Here is a 21,067-nt window from a genome sequence, read left to right as displayed (position 1 = left end):
GTACTCGCACGTCACTCTGCCGTCGCCCCCGCGGCCAGTGCCACGGTGACGGTGATCACATCCACGCGAAGGAGACCGTCGTGTCCGAGACACCCCATGACCAGGCTGCGCGCCACGATCCGGTGTACGACCGGCTCGCCGCGACAGCCGAGTTCGAACAACTGCGCAGTCGCTATCGCGGCTTCGTCATCCCCGCGACCGTCGCGTTCCTGGCGTGGTACCTGCTCTACGTCGTGATGTCGAACTGGGCCGGCGACTTCATGAGCACGAAGCTCGTCGGCAACATCAACGTCGCCCTCGTCTTCGGGCTGCTGCAGTTCGTGACGACGTTCGGGCTGGCCTACTTCTACAGCCGCTTCTCGACCAGCCAGCTCGACCCGCTGGCCCGTGGCCTCGAGCAGGCCTACACCGACGAGGTCGGCACCGACGGAAAGCGTGGCCAGTGATGAGCGACCAGGCGTTGACCACCTTCCTCTTCCTGTCCGTCGTCGCGCTGACGATCGGGATCACCTTCTGGGCCAGCCGCCAGACCAAGACGGCCGCCGACTTCTACTCGGGCGGTCGCTCCTTCTCGGGCTTCCAGAACGGTCTCGCGATCGGCGGCGACTACATGTCGGCCGCGTCGTTCCTCGGCATCTCCGGCGCCATCGCGGTCTACGGCTACGACGGCTTCCTCTACTCCATCGGCTTCCTGGTCGCGTGGCTGGTGGCACTGCTGCTCGTCGCCGAGATGCTGCGCAACGCCGGTCGCTACACGATGGCCGACCAGCTCGCCTTCCGGATGAACCAGCGCAAGGTGCGTACGGCGGCGTCGCTCTCGACCGTCGTCGTGTCGATCTTCTACCTGCTCGCCCAGATGGTCGGCGCGGGCACGCTCGTCGCGCTGCTGCTCGGCGTCGACAGCCAGGCGATCAAGAACATCACCATCATCGGCGTCGGCGTGCTGATGATCTTCTACGTCACCGTCGGTGGCATGAAGGGCACGACCTACGTCCAGATCACCAAGGCCGTCCTGCTGATGCTCGGCTCGGCGCTGATCGTGGTGCTGGTGCTCGCGGAGTTCAACTTCAACCTCTCCTCGCTGCTCGGCGCGGCCGCGGAGAACTCCGGCAAGGGCGACGCGTTCCTCCAGCCCGGCCTGCAGTACGGCAGCACCTTGACCTCGCAGATCGACTTCCTGTCGCTCGGCCTGGCGCTCGTGCTCGGTACGGCGGGGCTGCCGCACATCCTGATCCGCTTCTACACCGTGCCGACCGCCAGGGACGCCCGGAAGTCGGTGCTGTGGGCGATCGGCCTGATCGGTGCCTTCTACCTGATGACGCTGGTGCTGGGCTTCGGCGCGGCGGCCATGCTCGACCGCGACGTGGTCGACCCGGCAGCGGGTGGCAACCAGAACCTCGCCTCGCCACTGCTCGCCGAGGCCGTCGGCGGTGGCGAGGGGTCCACCGGTGGCGCGATCCTGCTGGCCCTGATCGCGGCGGTCGCGTTCGCGACCATCCTCGCCGTGGTCGCCGGGCTGACCCTCGCGTCGTCCTCCTCGGTGGCCCACGATCTCTACAAGGGGGTCTTCAAGAAGGACCAGCCCGTCTCCGAGAAGGAGGAGGTCAGGGTGGCGCGGATCGCGGCCTTCGCGATCGGCGCGATCGCGATCGTGCTGTCCATCCCGGCCCAGCGGCTCAACATCGCCTTCCTGGTCGCGCTGGCCTTCGCGGTCGCTGCGTCGGCCAACCTGCCGGCGATCATCTACAACATGTTCTGGCGGCGCTTCAACACCCGCGGCGCCACGTGGAGCATCTACGGCGGCCTCATCTCCGCCGTGGGCCTGGTGGTGCTGTCCCCGGTGATGTCGGGGCTGCCCACGTCGATGTTCCCCGACGCGGACTGGGCGATCTTCCCGCTCAACAACCCGGGCATCGTGTCCATCCCGCTCGGGTTCCTGCTCGGCTACATCGGCACCATCACCAGCCGTGAGCCCGAGGCGGAGGACCGCTTCACCGAGCTCGAGGTCCGCGCGCTCACCGGTGCCGGCGCCGAGAGCGCCGTACACCACTGATCCACTCACCGGGTCGAGTGATGAGCTCCTGGCGGACGCCGCGACCTCATCGCTCGACCCGGTGCTGGATCTGCCTGAACGACGGGTGGTCGCAGTCGCGGCGCCCGAGTAGTTTCAACACCGACTGCCGACGCACAGAACCACAGGAGATGTCATGGCCGACCAGACCCTCGAGAACCTCAGCACCGAGGAGCGCCGCTTCGAGCCGCCGGCCGACCTCGCTGCCGACGCCAACGTCAAGGAGGAGGCCTACGACCGGGCCGCCTCCGACCGGGAGGCCTTCTGGGGCGAGGCCGCCGAACGCCTCGACTGGGGCCAGCGGTGGGACCAGGTCCTCGACTGGTCCAACCCGCCGTTCGCGAAGTGGTTCGTGGGCGGCACCCTCAACGCGGCCGTCAACTGCGTGGACCGCCACGTCGACGCCGGCAACGGCGACAAGGTCGCCCTCCACTGGGTCGGCGAGCCCGAGGACGACACCCGCGACATCACCTACGCCGACCTGATGGACCAGGTCTGCCGCGCCGCCAACGCGCTCACCGAGCTCGGCGTGCAGAAGGGCGACCGGGTCGCGATCTACATGCCGATGATCCCCGAGGTCGTGGTCGCGATGCTGGCCTGCGCCCGCCTCGGCGCCCCGCACACCGTGGTCTTCGGCGGCTTCTCCGCCGACGCGCTCGCCTCGCGCGTGATCGACTGCGGGGCGAAGGTCATCCTCACCGCCGACGGCGGCTACCGCCGCGGTGCGCCGAGCGCGCTGAAGCCGGCCGTGGACGAGGCCGTGGCCAAGGTCGCCGCCAGTGGCGTAGAGAGCGGCGTCGAGCACGTCGTCGTCGTCCGCCGCACCGGCCAGGACATCGCGTGGGACGACACCCGCGACGTGTGGTGGCACGACGTGGTGGACGCCGCGTCGGCCGAGCACGACGCGCCGATGCACGACTCCGAGCACCCGCTCTACGTCATGTACACCTCCGGCACGACCGGCACCCCCAAGGGCATCCTGCACACGACGGGCGGCTACCTCACCGGCACGTCCTACACGCACTGGGCGGTCTTCGACCTCAAGGACGACGACGTCTACTGGTGCACCGCCGACGTCGGCTGGGTCACCGGCCACTCCTACATGGTCTACGGGCCGCTCGCCAACGGCGCGACGCAGGTGATGTACGAAGGCACTCCCGACGCCCCGCACAAGGGCCGCTGGTGGGAGATCATCGCGAAGTACGGCGTCACGATCTTCTACACCGCGCCCACCGCGATCCGGACGTTCATGAAGTGGGGCGACGACATCCCCGCCCAGCACGACCTGTCGTCGATCCGCCTGCTGGGCTCGGTGGGTGAGTCCATCAACCCCGAGGCCTACATCTGGTACCGCAAGAACATCGGCGGCGACCGGACCCCGATCGTCGACACCTGGTGGCAGACCGAGACCGGGCAGATCATGATCAGCCCGCTGCCGGGCGTGACCGCCGGCAAGCCCGGCTCGGCGATGAAGGCCCTGCCCGGCATCTCGATCGACGTCGTCAACGACGAGGCCGAGTCCGTCGGCAACGGCAACGGCGGCTACCTCGTGATCCGCGAGCCGTGGCCGGCGATGCTGCGCACCCTGTGGGGCGACGACCAGCGGTTCATCGACACCTACTGGTCACGCTGGGACGGTCTCTACTTCGCCGGCGACGGCGCCAAGCTCGACAACGACGGCGACATCTGGTTGCTCGGCCGCGTCGACGACGTCATGAACGTCTCCGGCCACCGCCTCTCCACCACCGAGATCGAGTCGGCGCTGGTGTCCCACCCGAAGGTCGCCGAGGCGGCCGTGGTCGGGGCGGCCGACGACATGACCGGCCAGGCCGTCTGCGCGTTCGTGATCCTGCGCGAGGCGGCCGGCGACGGTGGCCCCGACATCGTCGAGGACCTCCGCAAGCACGTCGCGAAGGAGATCGGCGCCATCGCCAAGCCGCGCCAGATCATGATCGTGCCCGAGCTGCCCAAGACCCGCTCCGGCAAGATCATGCGCCGCCTGCTCAAGGACGTCGCCGAGCACCGCGAGGTCGGCGACGTGACCACGCTCGCCGACTCCACGGTCATGGACCTGATCAAGAGCAAGGAAGGGTCCTCCTCGGAGGACTGACCTCCCGGCGCTGGCGCGCCATCCGTCATACGAACCCGCACCTGTTGGTGCGGGTTCGTCTGACGCTCCCGGGCCGGACCTGCCTCAGGAGGCGCCGGAGTCCTCGGGCGAGGGGGCCCCGTCCGCGCCGGGACGTCCCGCCAGCAGGAGTACGGCGACGCCGACCGCCGCAGCGAGCAGCGACGCGACCAGGATCCCCACCTTGGCGTCGTCGGTGAGCCCCGGCGAGTCGGGGAACGACAGCCCCGCGATGAACAGCGACACCGTGAAACCGACGCCCGCGACGGCGCCGACACCGGCGACCATCGGCCACGTCGAGCTGTCGGGCAGCCTTCCCAGCCCGGCCTTCACCGCGATGAACGAGGCGAGCACGATCCCGACGGGCTTGCCGAGCACCAGCCCGGCCATGATCCCCAGGGCCACCGGCGACGTGAGCGCGTCACCGAACCCGCCCAGCGCGACGCCGGCGTTGGCCAGTGCGAAGATCGGCAGCACGACGTACGACGACAGCGGGTGCAGCGTGGACTGCAGCCGCTCGACCATCGGCACCGACTCGCCGAGCAGGAAGCGCAGGCGGCCGAGCTCGTCGGAGTCGAGGCGGTTGTCGCTCAGCGCCTGGCGGGCGTGGCGGCGCGCGACGTCCTCGTTGAGCAAGGGGCGTGCGGGGGTGATGAGGCCGATCGCGACTCCGGCCAAGGTGGCGTGCACGCCCGACTGGAGCAGGGCGAACCAGGTCGCCACGCCGATCACGACATAGACGGTCACGGCCCACACGCGCGCCTTCTGGAGCGCGATCATCAGCGCCAGCAGGCCGACGGCGAGCGCGAGCCACCACAGCTCGAGCGACGCGGTGTAGAACACCGCGATGACGATGATCGCGCCGATGTCGTCGACGATCGCCAGCGTCAGCAGGAAGAGGCGCAGCGCAGACGGGATCCGTCGACCCAGCACCCCGAGCACGCCGACCGCGAAGGCGATGTCGGTGGCCATCGGGATGCCCCACCCCGCACCGGCCTCACCACCGCCGGCAACCAGGAGGTAGAGCCCGGCCGGGACCACCATCCCGCCGATCGCGGCGATGATCGGCAGTGCGGCCGTCTTGGGGTCGCGCAGGTCGCCGTTGACGACCTCGTACTTGATCTCGAGCCCGACGACGAAGAAGAAGATCACCATCAGCGCGTCGTTCACCCAGTGCTGCAGCGACTCCTCGAGCCGGAAGCTGCCGATGTCGAGGCCGATCGGGGTGTGCCAGAAGGTGTCGTAGGACGAGGAGGCCGGGCTGTTCGCCCAGATCAGCGCGACGACGGCGGCGACGAGCAGCAGCACCGAACCGGCTGCCTCCACACGGAGGAACTCGCGGATCGGGCGGGCGACGAGCCTGGCCAGCGGCTTGTTGCTGGCGAGGTAGGACGGGCCGGTGTTCCAGACGTCGTCGTCGTCGAGCTCGGAGGATCCGTGGGGGGTGATCGGCATGCGGGCGGCGCCTTTCGGGTCGCTGAACTCAGATCCGCGACGAGAGACGTCACGGGCCGACCAGACTTCCCGGCTCACCTGACGTCCAGCCTAGCGGCGATCACCGGGCGGGCCGACCGGAGCGGTCGGCTTGTGTAGGGTCGGACGGGTCAACCCGCGCCGTACAACGCGGCAACACATTCGCGAAGGAACGCCCATGGCCCAGGTTCCGACCACGCCGACCGGCAGGGACACCGATCCCACGATCGGCGCTCTCGTCATCGACGCCAGCCGAGACATCTCGACGTTGATCTCCAAGGAGATCGAGCTGGCCAAGTCGGAGCTCAAGGTCAGCTTCAAGCACGGCGGCGTCGGCATCGGCCTGTTCGCGGCCGCGGGCTTCCTCGCCCTGCTCGCGATCATCATGTTGTCGGTGGCGTTCGCCTACTTCATCCACATGACCGGGCTCGACCTGGCGTGGTGCTTCCTGATCGTGATGGTCGTCTACCTCCTGATCGCCGGCCTCCTGGCCTTCATCGGCATCAAGCAGGTCAAGCAGGTCAAGGCCCCCGAGCGCGCGATCTCGCAGGGCAAGGAGATCCCCTCCGCCCTCCGCGGTCGCGGCTGACCGCGATCAGCCGGCGCAGCTCCCGGTGTCCACCTCGGCCGAGGACGTGACGCCCAGGGCGGCGCTCTCCGCGATCTGCCCGGCGGTGAGCGCATAGCCCGTGTCGCGATCGGTCACCGACGCCGCGAAGATCAGCCCCACGACGTCCCCGGACGAGTTGACGATCGGGCCGCCGGAGTTGCCCTGCCGGATGAGCGCGCGCAGCGAGAAGACGTCACGCAGCACCGTGCCCTCGCCGTAGATGTCGGGCGAGCGCAGCCGCTGCTCGGACCGGATGCGGCCGGTCTGGACGTCGTAGGGCCCGTCCTGCGGGTAGCCGAGCACGGCCACCCCGTCCTGGGCCTCGGCGTCCTTGTCGAACACGAGGTGGGGCAGGTCGCCCTCGTCGACCGCGAGCACGGCGACGTCGATGCGGGGGTTGTAGACGACGACGCTCGCGGGCACGGCGACCCCGCCGATCTCGACCTCCGGGTTGTCGACCCCTGCCACGACGTGGGCGTTGGTCATCAGCCGCCCGGGTGAGTAGAGGAAGCCGGTCCCCTCGACGCCGCTCCCGCAGTTGTTGCTCCCCCGCACCTTGAGCACGCTGGGTGCCGCGGCCAGCACGTCGGGGTCGCTCAGCAGGCGCTGCGGGCCGGGGCCGACCTTGACGATCCGCTCGGGAGCGAACGGCTCGAGGTAGCGCGGGAAGAAGGTCGTGCCGACCACGTTGTTGAAGGCACCCAGCACGTCGGAGGCGCGGGCGGGCAGCACCTTGTCGACCTCGGAGAGCACTCTCGACTCGCGCACGAGCGGGGTGATCGCGCCGATCCTCGACCCGGAGATCGCGACGCCGAGGGCCCACGAGACGAGCAGCACCGCCACCGCGCTGAGGGCGGCGCCGCCGATCGCGTCGACCGCACGGATCGGCTGCCACTTGATGCGGGCGCGGATGCGGGCGCCGACGTACTGCAGCAGGGCCTGGCCCAGGGACGCGGACAGGATCACGATGAACAGCGCACCGAGGGAGACCCACAGCGAGGGCTCGGCGTCGCCGAGCGCGATCGGCGCGACCCACACACCGAAGAGCCCGCCGCACAGCAGGCCCGCGGTCGCGAAGGCCCCGGTGACGAATCCTTGCCAGTAGCCCGACAGGGCATAGACGCCCACGAGTGCCAGCAGGCACCAGTCGAGGATGTTCACGCGGGCTACTCCTCGAGGCGGGTGTTCGGCCGCGTCTGGACGGCCGGTGTGGGATCACCTTGCAGCATGTAGTCCGGCAGGTCACGCACCTGGTTGGTGTCCCACTCCCCCGACCAGCCCACGAAGTCGAAGAGCCGGGCGATGATCCCGGCCGTGAAGCCCCACAGGATGACGTCTCGGTCGGGCCCGATCAGGAACCCCGGCCCGAGCCAGCCGGACGGGTGGCGGACGCTGATCCGGTTGGCGGGGTCGAGCAGGTCGTCGATGTCGACGTGGTGGATCTCGTGCACCTCGTCGGGGCTGACGACGCTCACCTCGCCGCGGTGGCGCCAGTAGCCGAGGACCGGTGTGACGGCGAAGTTGGACGGCGGCAGCCACAGCTCGGGCAGCTCGGCGAACACCTCGATCTCGGCCGGGTCGAGCCCGATCTCCTCCTGCGCCTCGCGCACCGCTGCCTCGACGGCACTCTCCCCGGGGTCGATGGTGCCGCCGGGGAAGGAGACCTGGCCCGGGTGGGAGCGCATGTGGTGTGCCCGCTCCGTCAGCAGTAGCTCGCCCCGGCCGTCACCGTCGACGTCGGCGAAGAGGATCAGCACGGCGCCGCGCCGGGCGTCGCTGTCCTCGGGCGGCATGAAGCGGGTCAGCTCGTGGACCGTGATCGACTCCGCGCCCTCCGCGATCGGCGCCAACCAGGACGGGAGGCTCACAGCTCCTCCCCGAGGTGCTCCTCGACCATCGACACGAGCTGGTCGACGGACTCGATCTCGACCGCCTCGACGTGGGCGACCGTGCCGTCGTCGGCGACGAACGCCACCGCCGGCAACCCGCGCAGCAGGGGGAACGCGCCACGCCCGTTGATGTCGCCGGCCTCGTCCTCGACGAGGGGATAGGTCACGCCGGTCTGCTCGACGAGCGCCCGGGCCTTCTCGGTCTGACGGTCCTGGAAGTCGATGCCGAGCAGGGCGACGCGGTGGCCGTACGTCGCGTGGAACTCCTCGAGGATCGGCATCTCCCGCCGGCAGGGGCCGCACCACGACGCCCACACGGAGATCACGGCCGGGCCGGTGAGCTCGCCGAGGTCGACGGGCGGTGCGCCGTCGAAGCCGGCCAGGGTGAGGTCGGGCAGCCGGTCGTCGGTGGCCTGGCTGGTCTCGCCCGACGTGCACCCGACCAGTGCCAGGCACGCGACGAGGGCCACGAGCGCGCGGATCACGCCGGCCCCTGGGTCTTGACCAGCTTCTCGGCCTCGATCGGATCGGTCGGGCCGACGCCGAAGGAGGGGCAGAGCCTGGCGAGCGGGCACGCGCCACACGCGGGCTTCTTCGCGTGGCAGCGACGACGGCCGTGCCAGATGACGTGGTGGGAGAGCATCGTCCAGTCGCGCTTGGGGAAGAGCGCGGCGATGGCGTGCTCGACCTTCACCGGGTCGGTCTCCTCGGTCCAGCCGAAGCGGCGCACCAGCCGGCCGAAGTGGGTGTCGACGGTGATGCCGGGGACGTCGAAGGCGTTGCCGAGCACGACGTTGGCGGTCTTGCGACCGACCCCGGGCAGCGTCACCAGGTCCTCGAGGCGGCCGGGGACCTGGCCGTCGTAGCGCTCGACGAGCGCCTGGCTGAGCTTGAGCAGGGCATCGGTCTTGGCCCGGAAGAACCCGAGCGGACCGACGATCTGCTCGAGCAGCTCGCGCGGCGCGCCCGCCATCGCGACCGGATCGGGATAGGCGGCGAACAGCGTCGGGCGCACGGCATTGACCCGGCGGTCGGTCGTCTGCGCGCTCAGGACGGTGACGACGAGCAGCTGGAACGGGTCGTCGAAGTCGAGCTCGCAGCGGGCCTCGGGGTAGGTCTCGGCCAGCACCCGGTTGACCTTGCGCGCCCGGCGCACCAGGGAGGTGTCGGGTGGGGTCACGAGGGCAGGACGAGGCGGCACGTGGGCAGCCTACGACCCGCCACCGACACGCCACGGGGTGGTCACATGTGGTCTGATGGGCCCCGATGGCCTCATGTGACACAGACCACGGCTAGGATTCCCACGTTCAGGCAGGCCCATAGGTTGGAGGACCCCGGTGGACAACGACGTGTTGCGTCAGGCTCCGCTGTTCAGCGCGCTCGACGACGAGGCAGCCACCGCGCTGCGCAACTCGATGGCCGAGACGAGACTGCGCCGCGGCGACGTGTTGTTCCACGAGGGCGATTCGGGCGACAAGCTCTACATCGTCGCCGAGGGCAAGGTGAAGCTCGGCCGCTCCGCTGCTGACGGTCGGGAAAACCTCCTCGCCATCATGGGCCCCGGCCAGATGTTCGGCGAGCTCTCGCTCTTCGACCCCGGCCCGCGCTCGGCCACGGTCACGGCCGTCACCGACGCCACCTTCGCCTCGCTGTCCCACGAAGACCTTCTGCGCTGGCTCGACGGTCGCCCGATCGTCGCCCGCGGCCTGCTCTCGCAGCTCGCGTCCCGCCTGCGCAAGTCCAACGACGTCGTGGCCGACCTGGTCTTCTCCGACGTCCCCGGCCGTGTCGCCAAGGCGCTGCTCGACCTCGCCGACCGCTTCGGCCGCACCGCCGACGACGGCGTCCACGTGCACCACGACCTCACGCAGGAGGAGCTCGCCCAGCTGGTCGGCGCTTCCCGCGAGACGGTCAACAAGGCACTGGCCGACTTCGCCTCGCGCGGCTGGCTGCGGCTCGAGCCGCGCTCGGTCGTGATCATGGACGTCGAGCGCCTCTCCAAGCGCGCACGCTGATCGATCCACTCATGAGTCTGGCCCCGGCGGAGTTCGCTCCTGCCGGGGTCTTTCTCAATTCCGCCACCCTCGGCCTCGCCCCGCTGCGCAGCGTCGCGGCGATGCGCTCCTACGAGGAGTCGCGCCAGGCCGGCACCATCGACGCGGTTGCGATCGATGCGTACGTCGACCGCGGCCGTGCGGCCTTCGCGACCCTCCTGGGTCGCGATCCGAGCGAGGTCGCCACGGGCTCGCAGGCCAGCCAGTTCGTCGGACTCGTGGCAGCCTCGCTGCGCCCGCGCAGCGTCGTGCTTGCCGCCGAGGAGGACTTCACCTCGGTCCTCTTCCCGTTCCTGCGCGCCGATCTCGACGTGCGCCTGGTGCCGCTCGAGCGGCTCGTCGACTCGATCACGTCCGACGTCGACCTCGTGGCGGTGTCAGCGGTGCAGTCCGCCGACGGCAGGCTGGTCGACCTGTCGGCGCTGGCGTCCGCGGCGCGCGCCTCGGGAGCCCTCACGCTGGTCGACGTCACCCAGGCCGCCGGCTGGCTGCCGCTGGCGGACCTGGAGGCCGACTACGTCGTGGGCGGCGGCTACAAATGGCTGCTCGGCCCCCGCGGCACCTGCTTCTTCGCGGTCAGCCCCACCGCGCCGGCGCTGCCCGAGCTCGCCGCGGGCTGGTATGCCGGCGAGTCCCGCTGGGACGCCATCTACGGCCCGCCCCTGCGTCTGGCCGGCGACGCCCGGCGCTACGACGTCTCCCCCGCCTGGGGTTGCTGGGTCGGCCACGTGCCCGCCCTCGACCTGCTCCTCGAGATCGGCATCGAGCGCATCCACGCCCACGACGTCGCCCTCGCCAACGCCTTCCGCAACGGCCTCGGCCTGCCCGCCGGCGACTCCGCGATCGTCTCCGTCGAGGCGCCGGGCAACATCGCCTCCCGACTCGCCGAGGCCGGCATCGTCGCGGCCGTGCGCGCCGGGCGGCTGCGCCTGTCCTTCCACCTCTACAACTCGTCGGCCGACGTCACTGCCGCGTTACGCGTCCTGAAATAGTCCTGCCGGGCTACCACCCGGGCGCCGGGTCGCCTGCGTCGTGCAAGGTGGCGACGCGGGACGTCCGACGATCCGGTCGCCTCCAGCCGGCTCAGGCGCGTGGATCCCGCCCGGCGAACGCCGCGAGCCGGTCGTACGGCGACGCATCGTCGGGCACGGAGACGGGCGGTGCGAAGACCGACCCACGGTTGTCCTCGGTCAACGCACCCGTCAGGAACGCCAACCCCGCCTCCGCGACCTCGTCGTCGAGGTCGCTGTCGCGCCCGAGCGCGCGTGCGAGGTCCCAGGTGTGCACGGCGACCTCGGCGGTCTGCCACCCGGCTCCTGCGGCCTTGTCTGCCGGCTCGCCGTGCCAGTGGTGGATCAGGTCGTCGGCGCCGGCGCGGAAGGTCGTGGCCCAGGTGCCGTCGGGGACGCGTGCGTCAGAGGACCAGTCGACCTCCTCCCCGCGCGACATCTGCAGGAACCGAGCCGGCCCGACGGCGAGGTGGGCCGCGAGGTCGCGCACGGACCAGTCGCCGCACGGCGTCGGCTTGTCCAGGTCGTCGGCGTGCACGGTGGCGAGCACGTCGCTGGCCTGGTCGAGGGCGCGGGACAGCGTGACGATGGGCTGGCTCATGCCTTCACGCTAGGCCCGCCGCGGGCCGACCACAACAGGTCAGGACGAGGCGAGGTAGGCCAGCTGCGCGCGCACCGACAGCTCGGCCGCGCCCCACAGCACCGGGTCGACGTCGTCATAGACCAGCTCGACGACGCGACGCGGCAGCTCGTCGGCCGCGATGCCCTCGGGGTGCGGCTGCGCGGTGAGGGTCGCGACGGCGTCGCGGACCTGGTCGAGGCGGGTACGGCGATGCGCGATGTAGTAGTCCAGCGCCCCGAGCGCGTTGTCGATGACCGGCCCGTGGCCCGGCCAGATGGAGGTGATCCCCTGCTCCGAGCACAGCGCGTGCAGGCGGTCGAGCGAGGAGAGGTAGGCGCCGAGCGAGCCGTCGGGGTGGGCGACGACGGTGGTGCCGCGACCGAGGACAGTGTCACCGGTCAGCACGGCCGACTCGGACGGCACCACGAAGGAGAGCGAGTCGGCGGTGTGGCCCGGGGTGGCGACGACGTGCACCTCGAGCGAGCCGACCGTCACCACGTCGCCAGCGCCGAGGCCCTCAGATCCCAGTCTGTAGGCGGGATCCAGCGCCCGCACCCCGCACCCGTGCGCAGAGGCGAACTCGCGCGCGGCCTCACTGTGGTCGAGGTGGTGGTGCGTCAGCAGCACCCCGACGACGTCCTGGCCGACCGCGGACACCGCGGCGAGGTGGGACTCGATCGACGGCCCGGGGTCGATGACGAGCGACTGCGAGCCCGAGGAGAGCACCCAGGTGTTCGTGCCGTCGAGCGTCATGATGTCGGCGTTCGGCGCCAGCACGCAGGTCGCTGAGGAGCCGAAGGTCCCGCCGTCCCAGGTCATTCGGGGTCCCCGCGACGTTGTTCGGAGGAGCGCAGCGGGGGAGAAGAACGTCGTGGGGTGAAGCTCATCGGGACTCCAGCAACGCCTCGTAGGCCGGCGGGGTCGAGAGGATGAAGTCGGCCCCCGACGAGATCACCTCGGGCGTGAACATGTCGACGGTCCGCGACCGCGATGCCGCGAGCGCCGCAGCGGACGAGCCGAGCTGCCCGATCTCCAGGCAGGTGAGGTACGTCGGCGGCAGCATCAGCATCTCGCCGGACTCGACGTCGGCGACCGCATCGAGCGCGTGCCGCCAGGTCACCGACGACGACTCGGAGGAGACGTCGCGCGTCGTCTGGGCGCCGGGAAGGACCGCGACGAAGAACCACGTGCGGTAGCGCTTCGGCTCGAAGACCGGCGTCAGCCAGCCCGACCAGGCGCCGAGCAGGTCGGTGCGCAGGACCAGCCCGCGGCGTACGAGGAAGTCCGTCATGGACAGCGAGCGCGTCTCGAGCGCCACCCGGTCCGCCTCCCAGTCGTCGCCGGTCGTGTCCTCGACGACGGTGTCGGCCGACGGTCCGGCCAACAGCACGCCCGACTCCTCGAAGGTCTCGCGGACGGCCGCACACACCAGCGCCCGGGCGAGCTCCGGCTCACAGCCCAGCGTCACAGCCCAGTCCGCGACGGACGGCCCCGCCCAGGCGACGTCCTCGGAGAAGTCGCGCGGGTCGACACCGCCACCGGGGAAGACGCACATGCCGGCGGCGAACGCCATCGTCGTCTGCCGGCGCAGGAGGTAGACCTCGGGACCGCTCGCCCCGTCACGCAGCAGCACGACGGTCGCGGCGTTGCGCGGCTCGGCGGGCGTCGCCTCCCCGGTCTCGTAGGCGCGAGCCTGGTCGACGAAGGCCTGGGGCAGCGGCGGCCGCTTCACAGCGTCAGCTCGCGACTTCGACGATGAGCTCGACCTCGACCGGTACGTCGAGGGGCAGCACCGGCACGCCCACGGCCGAGCGTGCGTGGCGACCGAGGTCGCCGAACACCTCGCCGAGGAAGTCCGACGCGCCGTTGGCGACCTTCGGCTGACCCGTGAAGTCTGGGGTGGAGGCGACGAAGACGACGGCCTTCACGACCCGGGTGATGTTGTCGAGCGAGCCGATCTCGGCCCGGATCGCGGCGAGCGCGTTGAGGGCGCACTGGCGCGCGCACTCATAGCCCTGCTCCTCGGTCACCGACCCACCGACCTTGCCGACGGCGATCATCTCGCCGTCGCGCGCGGGCAGCTGGCCGGCGGTGTAGACGAGGTTGCCGGTCCGGACCGCCGGGGCGTAGGCCGCCAGCGGCGGCACCACTTCGGGGACCGTGATCCCGAGCTCCTCGAGCCGGGCCTCGGCCCCCATCAGGCGGCCTTGGGTCGCTTCAGGAAGGCCACGAGACCGCCCTGGGCGTTGGTGTGGATCGCGACCAGCTCCCAGCCGTCCTGGCCGAAGTTGTTGAGCATCAGTGCTTCGTTGTGGAGCGGGATCGGCGCCACTTGGTATTCCCAGACAGTCATGCGCCGACCCTACTCAGGTGACATCAGGCGTCCACCCCAGGCCTGACGCAGGGCCCGTCCTGCTGCGGTCGCGGCAGCACGCGAACTAGCCTCCGTCCATGGAGCGCAACGACGCCGCCGGGGACCGCGGCCACGACAACACCCCCAACGCCTTCGAGCGGTTCGTCGACGCGGCCATCCAGCGCGTCAGCCGGGCGCCGTTCTTCGGGGTCATCCTCGTGGCCCTGGCCCTGTGGGCCGCGAGCAAGCCGTTGTGGTCGACGACCACCAAGTGGGAGCTCGCGCTGCACACGGGCTCGGCCGTCCTGTCGCTGCTGCTCCTCGTCCTGCTCCAGAACGCCGGTCGGCGCAGCGAGGAGTCGTCGCAGGAGAAGCTCAACGTGCTCGCAGAGGCGCTGGCCGACCTGATGGACCACCACGCACGCGACTCCGAGGAGCTGCGCGCGTCGGTGGAGCGGCTCCGCGAGGCGGTCGGCCTCGAGGAGCGGCACTAGGAGATGGCGGACGGCCTTCCCGAGGCGTCGGCGTTCGGGAGCGGGACCTCCTCGGGCGGCGCGAGCGGGTTGCGGCTGGCCCACACGTAGTACATGACCGCCGGCACCACGAGACCGATGATCCAGGAGATGTCGGCGCCTCCGAGGGCCTTGGTGACGGGCCCGGTGTAGAGCTTCTGCGCCAGGAACGGCACCTGGATCAGCACGCCGACGAAGTACGTCGTCAGCGCGACGGCGTTCCACCCGCCGTAGCGGCCCTTGGGGTCGTAGAGCGCGGCCAGGTCGACGCGCTCCTTGGAGACGAGGTAGTAGTCGGTGAGGTTGATGGCTGACCACGGGGTGAAGACCATCAGCAGCAGCAGCACGAAGTTCTTGAAGTTGTTCAGGAAGTCGGCGCTCGCCCACAGGGCGATGCCCATCGAGGCCGCGAGCATCAGCAGCACGAAGGCGGCGCGGGCGTTGCTGCCCATCGTCCGGCGCCCGGTCAGCGCGGTGGTGATCGTGGCCGCGCACATGAAGCTGCCGTAGGCGTTGAGGCAGGTGACCGTCAGCTTGCCGACGACGATGAGGAGATAGATCAGCCCGGCGACGATGGCTCCGGAGGCGAGCCCGCCGAGCCAGCCGACCTGGTTGGTGAGGAACGCGTCACCGGCGACCGCGGCGACGATCGCACCGAAGGTCATCGACAGCTGGGAGCCGAGCACGCTTCCGCCGTACGTCCACCAGAAGACCGAACGCTGCGACGTCTCCGCGGGCAGGTAGCGCGAGTAGTCGGCGACGTAGGGGCCGTAGGTGAGCTGCCAGCCGGCGGCCAGCGAGACGGCGAGCAGGAAGGTGACGATGTCGAACTGGTTGCCCGCGAACGCTGCGCTCACGTCGTGGTTGCGGACCAGCTGGACGGCGAGGTAGGCCAGCCCGAGCACCCCGAGGACGCTGGCGAAGCGGCCGACGGCGTGGATCCAGCGATAGCCCACGATCGCGATCACGGCGACGATCGCTACGAACAGCACGATGCCGATCGTCGCGTTCTCGACGCGCAGCAGCTCGTTGATCGCCTGGCCGGCGAGCACGGTGCCGGTCGCGGTGAAACCGAGGTACATCACGATGACCAGCACCAGCGGAACGATCGCGCCGTAGATGCCGAACTGCGCGCGGCTGGAGATCATCTGCGGCAGGCCGAGCCGCGGGCCCTGGGCCGAGTGCAGCGCCATCACGATGCCGCCGAGCAGGTTGCCGAGGAACAGGCCGATGATCGCCCAGAGGGCATCGGCGCCGAAGACGACCGCGAGCGCACCGTCGACGATCGCGGTGATCTGCAGGTTGGCGCCCATCCACAGCGTGAACTGGCTGAACGGCGTGCCGTGCCGCTCCTCCGCCGGGATGACATCGATCGTACGGCGCTCGACACCGCGCACGGGCATGGTGCTGTCGGAAGTCGTGGTCATGGTGACGCTCCTTCAGGGGGTGTGCCCCCCATCACACTCCCTGCCGACCGTTCCGCGACACCCCCGAATTTCCCGGGTCGTCTCGCATCCGAGACCGACGTCAGCCGGCGAGCAGCTTGAGCGTCGCCTCGCGGGCCGGGGAGGACCCCGCCGGGGTGCCGGTGTGCGCGCCCGCGACCGGGTGCACCATCACCTCGTCGACGCCGTACTCACGAGCCAGCATCTCGATCCGCTCGCGCGCCGCGCCCGGCTCGTCGACGACCCAGCGCCGCAGCATTGCGTCGGCGAGCGGCTGGTGCTGCGCGGGCAGCGTGACCTGCTCCGCGTCCTCGACGAGCAGCTGCGGCGCGAGCCGACCGCCGGTGCGCAGGGCGACCATCGCCTGGGCCTGCGGCAGCGCGAGCCGGCGCGCCTCCTCCGCCGTCTCGGCCACGGCCGCGTTGACGGTGAGGAAGGTGCGCGGCTCCGGGTGCGCCTCGGACGGCGTGTACGTCGACCGGTAGAGGTCCATCGCCTCGGCCGTGCCCCGGCCGGCGAAGTGGTGGGCGAAGACGTAGGGCAGGCCCTTCGCGGCGGCCAGTCGCGCGGAGTAGTCCGAGGACCCGAGCAGCCAGATCGTCGGCACGCTGGCCGCGTTCGGCGTCGCCCGCAGCGGTTCGCGCCGGCCACCGACGGCCATCTCGACGCCGTCCGGGTGCATGAGGGTGGCCACGTCGTCGACGTACTGCGGGAACTGCGCGACCGCGTCGTCCGCCGCCGCCGTCGCACCTCCACGCAGGACGTAGCGGGTGAGCATGTCGGTGCCGGGCGCGCGACCGATGCCGAGGTCGATGCGGCCGGGGAACGCCGCCTCCAGCAGGGCGAACTGCTCCGCCACGACCAGCGGCTCGTGGTTGGGCAGCATGACGCCGCCCGACCCGACGCGGATCCGCGAGGTGGCCGCGGCCAGCAGCGCGATCAGCACCGGCGGGTTGGTCGCCGCCACGGCCGGCATGTTGTGGTGCTCGGCCACCCAGTAGCGCCGGTAGTCGTGGGCGTCGGCCACCTGCACCAGCGATCTCGCTGCTGCCACCGCATCCGCGGTCGTCTGGTCGGTGCGCACGGGAACGAGGTCGAGCACGGAGAGGGCGAGAGTCACACCTGGCCCAACGACGAGCCCCGCCCACTATTCCTGCCCCCTCCTCCGCTTGACCTCACGTCCACGTGAAGTCCTAGCGTCTGCGATCGTGACCCTGATGTCCGAGACCGCTCCGAGTCCACGCCTGCTGAGCCCGACGTACGCCGCCATCACCATCGGCGTGTGCGCGCTGATCGGCTTCGTGGCGTTCGAGGCGATGGCGGTCACGACGGTGATGCCGACCGTGGTGCGCGACCTCGACGGCGCCGACCTCTACGCGCTGAGCTTCGCTGCTCCGCTGGCCAGCGGGGTGATCGGCATGGTCGCTGCGGGGATGTGGAGCGACCGGCGTGGTCCGGTGACGCCGGTGCTCTGGTCGATGGTGCTGTTCTCGGTGGGTCTGCTGATCTGTGGCGCGGCCCCGTCGATGGAGATCCTCGTCGGCGGCCGGCTCGTCCAGGGACTCGGCGGCGGCGCGCTGATCGTGGGGGTCTACGTCCTCGTCGGCCTCGTCTTCCCACCCGCCCTGCAGCCCGGCATCTTCGCGAGCTTCGCCGCGGCGTGGGTGCTGCCGGCACTCTTCGGCCCGGCACTGGCAGCCCTCGTCGCGGACGCCTTCGGTTGGCGCTGGGTCTTCCTCGGTGCCGTCGTGTTCGTCGCCGCGGCGGCGCTGTTGATCGCGCCCTCGCTGCGGGGCCGGCGGACCGACAGCGGCGTGTCCGAGGCCGGGCTCGGGCGGCTGGCCTGGGCGAGCGTCGGCGCGATCGCGGTGCTCGCGCTCGAGCTGCTCGGCTCGGCCCGCGGCGTCTCCGGGTTCGGTGCCCTCGGAGCGCTCGTCCTCGTCGTACTCGCCCTCAGCAGGCTGTTGCCCCCCGGCGCGCTCACGGGCCGGCCAGGACTCCCCTCCGTCATCGCCACGCGCGGCCTGATGAGCGCCGGCTTCTTCTGCGCCGAGGCCTACATCGTTTACGTCCTGCAGGAGCAGTGGGGGCTGACGCCGGCCCGCGCCGGCATCGCGCTCAGCGTCGTCGGGGTGACGTGGGCGCTGTCGAGCCAGCTCCAGGCACGGCTCGGTGCCCGGGTCTCGCACGTGCGCGCCATGGAGATCGGCTCGCTGCTCGTCCTCGCCGGCGTGCTCGCGCTGTCGCTCACGGTCTGGCTCGACGGCCCGGCCCTCCTCGCCGGGGCGACCTATGTCCTGGCCGGCGCCGGGATGGGCTTCGGCTATCCGCGCACCAGCGTGGCCATGCTCGACGCCTCCACCGACGCCGACCGCGGCTTCAACTCCGCAGCCCTCTCGATCGCCGACTCGCTCGGGGCGGCGCTGGCGCTGTCGATCTCCGGCGTGGTCTTCGCCGCGGCTGTGCGCGAAGGTGCGAACCCGTTCCTCGCGGTGTTCGTCTTCGCGATCGTCCTCGGCGTGCTGGGGGTGCTCACCTCGCGGCGAACAGCTCCGGCTCCGTCTTCGCCCTGACCTCGTCCTCGGTGACGCCCGGCGCGAGCTCGACGAGCTGGAGCGCCCGCTCGCCGAGGGTGCCCGAGGGGGCGACCTCACCGGTGGTCGGGTCGATCACGTCGATCACGCACAGGTCGGTGATGATCCGCTGCACGACCCGCTTGCCGGTGTAGGGCAGCGAGCACTCGTTGACGATCTTGAGCCCGCCGTCCTTGGCGGTGTGCTCCATCAGCACGATGACGCGCTTGGCGCCGTGCACCAGGTCCATCGCGCCGCCCATGCCCTTGACCATCTTGCCGGGGATCATCCAGTTGGCGATGTCACCGACGGCGGAGACCTGCATCGCACCCAGGATCGCGGCGTCGATCTTGCCGCCGCGGATCATCCCGAAGGAGGTCGCGGAGTCGAAGAACGATGCCCCGCGGCGTACGGTCACGGTCTCCTTGCCGGCGTTGATCAGGTCGGCGTCGACGGCGTCCTCGGTGGGATAGGCGCCCACGCCGAGGATGCCGTTCTCCGACTGCAGCACCAGCTCCACGTCGTCGTCGACGTAGTTGGGCACCAGCGTCGGCAGCCCGATGCCGAGGTTGACGTAGGAACCGTCCACCAGCTCCGAGGCCGCTCGGGCGGCCATCTCCTCACGAGTCCATGCCATCAGGAGCTCACCGTCCTCTTCTCGATCCGCTTGTCCGCGGCCTGCTCGGGCGTCAGCGCGACCACGCGCTGGACGTACACGCCCGGGGTGTGGACGTCGTTGGGGTTCAGCTCGCCCGGTTCGACGAGCTCCTCGACCTCGGCGATCGTGACCCGTCCGCACATCGCGGCGAGCGGGTTGAAGTTGCGGGCGGAGTCGCGGTAGATCAGGTTGCCGTGGCGGTCGCCCTTCCAGGCGCGCACCAACCCGAAGTCGGCGACGATCGCGTGCTCGAGGACGAACTCCCGCTCGCCCTCGGGGCTGGCGAAGACCTGGGTCTGCTTGGGCGGCGAGGCGACCGAGACGTTGCCCTCGGCGTCGTACTTCCACGGCAGACCGCCCTCGGCGACCTGGGTGCCGACACCGGTGGCGGTGAAGAAGGCCGGGATCCCGGAGCCGCCGGCCCGCATCCGCTCCGCGAGCGTGCCCTGCGGCGTGAGCTCGACCTCGAGCTCCCCGGAGAGGTACTGCCGGGCGAACTCCTTGTTCTCCCCGACGTACGACGACACCATCCGCCGCAGCCTCTTGGCCATCAGCAGGCGACCCAGGCCCCAGTCGTCGACGCCGCAGTTGTTGGAGACGGCCTCGAGGTCCGTGGTCCCCGCCGCCAGCACCGCTTCGATCAACACCGTGGGGATGCCGCACAGCCCGAAGCCACCGACCGACATCGTCGCTCCGTCGGGGATGTCCGCGACCGCGGCACCCGCACTCTCGACGACCTTGTCCATCCTGGTTCCTCCGCAGACTCGTTGGTGCCCCGATTCAAGGCGCACCATGGTCGGGCCGTCAACGCCCGACCATCCAGTGGCCGAGAATCTTTCGCTCTGCGATCTTCATGCCGTAGTAGCGTTCATTGAATGGACGCCCCGATCGACGTCGTGGGACGCGTCGCCGCCCTGCTCAAGGCCGTCTCCGCCCGCGAGCCAGCAGGCGTGACGACGTCCGAGGCGGCACGCGCCGCCGGGCTCCCGCGACCCACGACGCACCGGCTGCTGGCGTCGCTCGCCGACGCGGGCCTCGCCGAGCGCGACCCGGACGGCCACTGGCTGCTCGGCCCCGAGCTCTACTTCCTGGGCACGGCCGCCGCATCGCGATACGACGTGACAGCGGTGGCGCAGCCGGTCGTACGGCGACTGTCCATCGCCACCGGCGAGAGCGCCTTCTTCTCGGCCCGCCGGGGCGACGAGACCATCTGCCTGGTGCGCGAGGACGGCAGCTTCCCGATCAGGTCCCACGTCCTGCACGAGGGCATTCGCTTTCCGCTCGGAGTCGCCTCCGCCGGGCTCGCGATCCTGGCCTTCCTCGACGACGCCGAGGTGGAGTCCTACCTCGCCCGCGTCGACCTCGTGGACGAGTACGGCGACCAGCACACCACCGATGCCGTCCGCGACCGAGTCAGGCGCACACGCGCGGCGGGCTTCGCGATCAACCCGGGGCTGATCGTCGAGGGCAGCTGGGGCATGGCCGCCGCGGTCTTCGACGCCGACGAGCGCCCCCAGTGGGCGCTCAGCCTGACCGGCATCCAGCAGCGCTTCAGCGCTCCCCGGCGCCGCGAGCTGGGCGAGCTGCTCCTGCGCGAGGCACATGTGCTTTCCCGCACACTGCGTCCGCGCGCCTGACCGCGATGGGGCGGGCGCCCTATCCTGCAGCG

General features: G+C 70.7%; 23 protein-coding genes. 9 read left to right on the top strand and 14 right to left on the bottom strand.

Annotated features, from left to right (window positions below):
• Window positions 1-80: 80 nt before the first annotated feature.
• The 3 genes from C9J87_RS00220 (at window position 81) to acs (ending at window position 4,181) form a co-directional block, all read left to right on the top strand.
• Window positions 81-446, top strand: coding sequence for a DUF485 domain-containing protein (locus C9J87_RS00220; RefSeq protein WP_036489953.1), 366 nt, complete (start codon window positions 81-83; stop codon window positions 444-446).
• Complete coding sequence (locus tag C9J87_RS00215; protein ID WP_036489951.1) at window positions 446-2,053, top strand: solute symporter family protein; 1,608 nt, start codon at window positions 446-448, stop codon at window positions 2,051-2,053. The genes C9J87_RS00220 and C9J87_RS00215 overlap by 1 nt, the downstream gene beginning before the upstream one ends.
• 154 nt (window positions 2,054-2,207) lie before the next feature.
• Window positions 2,208-4,181: an acetate--CoA ligase gene (gene acs / locus C9J87_RS00210; protein ID WP_107704436.1), complete on the top strand. Its 1,974-nt coding sequence runs from the start codon at window positions 2,208-2,210 to the stop codon at window positions 4,179-4,181.
• Between the two features lie 84 nt (window positions 4,182-4,265).
• On the opposite strand, the gene nhaA is transcribed toward acs, so the two are convergent.
• The gene (gene nhaA, locus C9J87_RS00205; RefSeq protein ID WP_010831301.1) at window positions 4,266-5,654 is read right to left on the bottom strand and encodes a Na+/H+ antiporter NhaA; all 1,389 of its coding nucleotides are present in this window, start codon (window positions 5,652-5,654) and stop codon (window positions 4,266-4,268) included.
• Between the two features lie 196 nt (window positions 5,655-5,850).
• Here nhaA and C9J87_RS00200 point away from each other — a divergent pair, with 196 nt between their 5' ends.
• Complete coding sequence (locus C9J87_RS00200) at window positions 5,851-6,261, top strand: phage holin family protein (RefSeq protein ID WP_010831300.1); 411 nt, start codon at window positions 5,851-5,853, stop codon at window positions 6,259-6,261.
• Window positions 6,262-6,267: 6 nt separating this feature from the next.
• Here C9J87_RS00200 and C9J87_RS00195 read toward each other — a convergent pair whose 3' ends face one another.
• From C9J87_RS00195 to nth, 4 genes are read right to left on the bottom strand one after another with little or no spacing between them, the layout of a single operon-like run.
• On the bottom strand, window positions 6,268-7,443 hold the full coding sequence (locus C9J87_RS00195) for a MarP family serine protease (protein WP_010831299.1): 1,176 nt from the start codon (window positions 7,441-7,443) through the stop codon (window positions 6,268-6,270).
• A gap of 5 nt (window positions 7,444-7,448) precedes the next feature.
• Window positions 7,449-8,150 (bottom strand): NUDIX hydrolase, encoded by a 702-nt coding sequence (locus C9J87_RS00190; protein ID WP_051204083.1) that lies wholly within the window; start codon window positions 8,148-8,150, stop codon window positions 7,449-7,451.
• Complete coding sequence (locus tag C9J87_RS00185) at window positions 8,147-8,656, bottom strand: TlpA family protein disulfide reductase (RefSeq protein ID WP_157953072.1); 510 nt, start codon at window positions 8,654-8,656, stop codon at window positions 8,147-8,149. The genes C9J87_RS00190 and C9J87_RS00185 overlap by 4 nt, the downstream gene beginning before the upstream one ends.
• The gene (nth, locus tag C9J87_RS00180) at window positions 8,653-9,372 is read right to left on the bottom strand and encodes an endonuclease III (RefSeq protein ID WP_107704434.1); all 720 of its coding nucleotides are present in this window, start codon (window positions 9,370-9,372) and stop codon (window positions 8,653-8,655) included. The genes C9J87_RS00185 and nth overlap by 4 nt, the downstream gene beginning before the upstream one ends.
• A gap of 136 nt (window positions 9,373-9,508) precedes the next feature.
• On the opposite strand from nth, the gene C9J87_RS00175 reads away from it, so the two are divergent.
• Together C9J87_RS00175 and C9J87_RS00170 are read left to right on the top strand one after the other, a co-directional pair.
• The gene (locus C9J87_RS00175) at window positions 9,509-10,186 is read left to right on the top strand and encodes a Crp/Fnr family transcriptional regulator (RefSeq protein ID WP_010831295.1); all 678 of its coding nucleotides are present in this window, start codon (window positions 9,509-9,511) and stop codon (window positions 10,184-10,186) included.
• Window positions 10,187-10,197: 11 nt separating this feature from the next.
• Window positions 10,198-11,217: an aminotransferase class V-fold PLP-dependent enzyme gene (locus C9J87_RS00170; RefSeq protein ID WP_107704433.1), complete on the top strand. Its 1,020-nt coding sequence runs from the start codon at window positions 10,198-10,200 to the stop codon at window positions 11,215-11,217.
• A 91-nt stretch (window positions 11,218-11,308) separates the two neighbouring features.
• Here the strand turns inward: C9J87_RS00170 and C9J87_RS00165 are convergent, their stop codons facing one another.
• The 5 genes from C9J87_RS00165 to C9J87_RS19855 all read right to left on the bottom strand — a co-directional run bounded on the left by C9J87_RS00165 (window position 11,309) and on the right by C9J87_RS19855 (window position 14,210).
• The gene (locus tag C9J87_RS00165) at window positions 11,309-11,836 is read right to left on the bottom strand and encodes a TIGR03086 family metal-binding protein (protein ID WP_010831293.1); all 528 of its coding nucleotides are present in this window, start codon (window positions 11,834-11,836) and stop codon (window positions 11,309-11,311) included.
• Between the two features lie 39 nt (window positions 11,837-11,875).
• Window positions 11,876-12,676, bottom strand: a complete 801-nt coding sequence (locus C9J87_RS00160) for an MBL fold metallo-hydrolase (RefSeq protein WP_010831292.1) — start codon at window positions 12,674-12,676, stop codon at window positions 11,876-11,878.
• Between the two features lie 64 nt (window positions 12,677-12,740).
• A complete protein-coding gene (locus C9J87_RS00155; protein WP_107704432.1) occupies window positions 12,741-13,589 on the bottom strand; it encodes an NUDIX hydrolase in 849 nt (282 codons plus the stop codon).
• A 4-nt stretch (window positions 13,590-13,593) separates the two neighbouring features.
• Window positions 13,594-14,055 carry a RidA family protein gene (locus tag C9J87_RS00150; protein ID WP_107704431.1) on the bottom strand — a complete coding sequence of 154 codons (462 nt, stop codon included), beginning with the start codon at window positions 14,053-14,055 and terminating at the stop codon, window positions 13,594-13,596.
• A complete protein-coding gene (locus tag C9J87_RS19855) occupies window positions 14,055-14,210 on the bottom strand; it encodes a hypothetical protein (protein ID WP_198016924.1) in 156 nt (51 codons plus the stop codon). The genes C9J87_RS00150 and C9J87_RS19855 overlap by 1 nt, the downstream gene beginning before the upstream one ends.
• Window positions 14,211-14,308: 98 nt before the next feature.
• On the opposite strand from C9J87_RS19855, the gene C9J87_RS00145 reads away from it, so the two are divergent.
• A complete protein-coding gene (locus tag C9J87_RS00145; protein WP_010831289.1) occupies window positions 14,309-14,704 on the top strand; it encodes a low affinity iron permease family protein in 396 nt (131 codons plus the stop codon).
• Here the strand turns inward: C9J87_RS00145 and C9J87_RS00140 are convergent.
• Together C9J87_RS00140 and C9J87_RS00135 are read right to left on the bottom strand one after the other, a co-directional pair.
• Window positions 14,701-16,149 (bottom strand): purine-cytosine permease family protein, encoded by a 1,449-nt coding sequence (locus C9J87_RS00140; RefSeq protein ID WP_107704430.1) that lies wholly within the window; start codon window positions 16,147-16,149, stop codon window positions 14,701-14,703. The two genes, C9J87_RS00145 and C9J87_RS00140, sit on opposite strands and share 4 nt — an antisense overlap.
• A gap of 100 nt (window positions 16,150-16,249) precedes the next feature.
• Window positions 16,250-17,287: an LLM class flavin-dependent oxidoreductase gene (locus C9J87_RS00135; protein ID WP_107704429.1), complete on the bottom strand. Its 1,038-nt coding sequence runs from the start codon at window positions 17,285-17,287 to the stop codon at window positions 16,250-16,252.
• Between the two features lie 97 nt (window positions 17,288-17,384).
• Between C9J87_RS00135 and C9J87_RS00130 the strand changes: the two genes are divergently transcribed.
• Window positions 17,385-18,740 (top strand): MFS transporter, encoded by a 1,356-nt coding sequence (locus C9J87_RS00130; protein ID WP_107704710.1) that lies wholly within the window; start codon window positions 17,385-17,387, stop codon window positions 18,738-18,740.
• Here the strand turns inward: C9J87_RS00130 and C9J87_RS00125 are convergent.
• On the bottom strand, window positions 18,700-19,377 hold the full coding sequence (locus tag C9J87_RS00125) for a 3-oxoacid CoA-transferase subunit B (protein ID WP_010831285.1): 678 nt from the start codon (window positions 19,375-19,377) through the stop codon (window positions 18,700-18,702). The two genes, C9J87_RS00130 and C9J87_RS00125, sit on opposite strands and share 41 nt — an antisense overlap.
• Window positions 19,377-20,144 (bottom strand): CoA transferase subunit A, encoded by a 768-nt coding sequence (locus C9J87_RS00120; RefSeq protein WP_107704428.1) that lies wholly within the window; start codon window positions 20,142-20,144, stop codon window positions 19,377-19,379. The genes C9J87_RS00125 and C9J87_RS00120 overlap by 1 nt, the downstream gene beginning before the upstream one ends.
• A gap of 129 nt (window positions 20,145-20,273) precedes the next feature.
• Here C9J87_RS00120 and C9J87_RS00115 point away from each other — a divergent pair, with 129 nt between their 5' ends.
• A complete protein-coding gene (locus C9J87_RS00115; protein ID WP_107704427.1) occupies window positions 20,274-21,035 on the top strand; it encodes an IclR family transcriptional regulator in 762 nt (253 codons plus the stop codon).
• Window positions 21,036-21,067: the final 32 nt, after the last annotated feature.

The organism is Nocardioides allogilvus, assembly GCF_003047285.1.
Taxonomy (GTDB): Bacteria; Actinomycetota; Actinomycetes; order Propionibacteriales; family Nocardioidaceae; genus Nocardioides; species Nocardioides allogilvus.
This window is presented reverse-complemented; position numbering and strand designations above follow the sequence as displayed.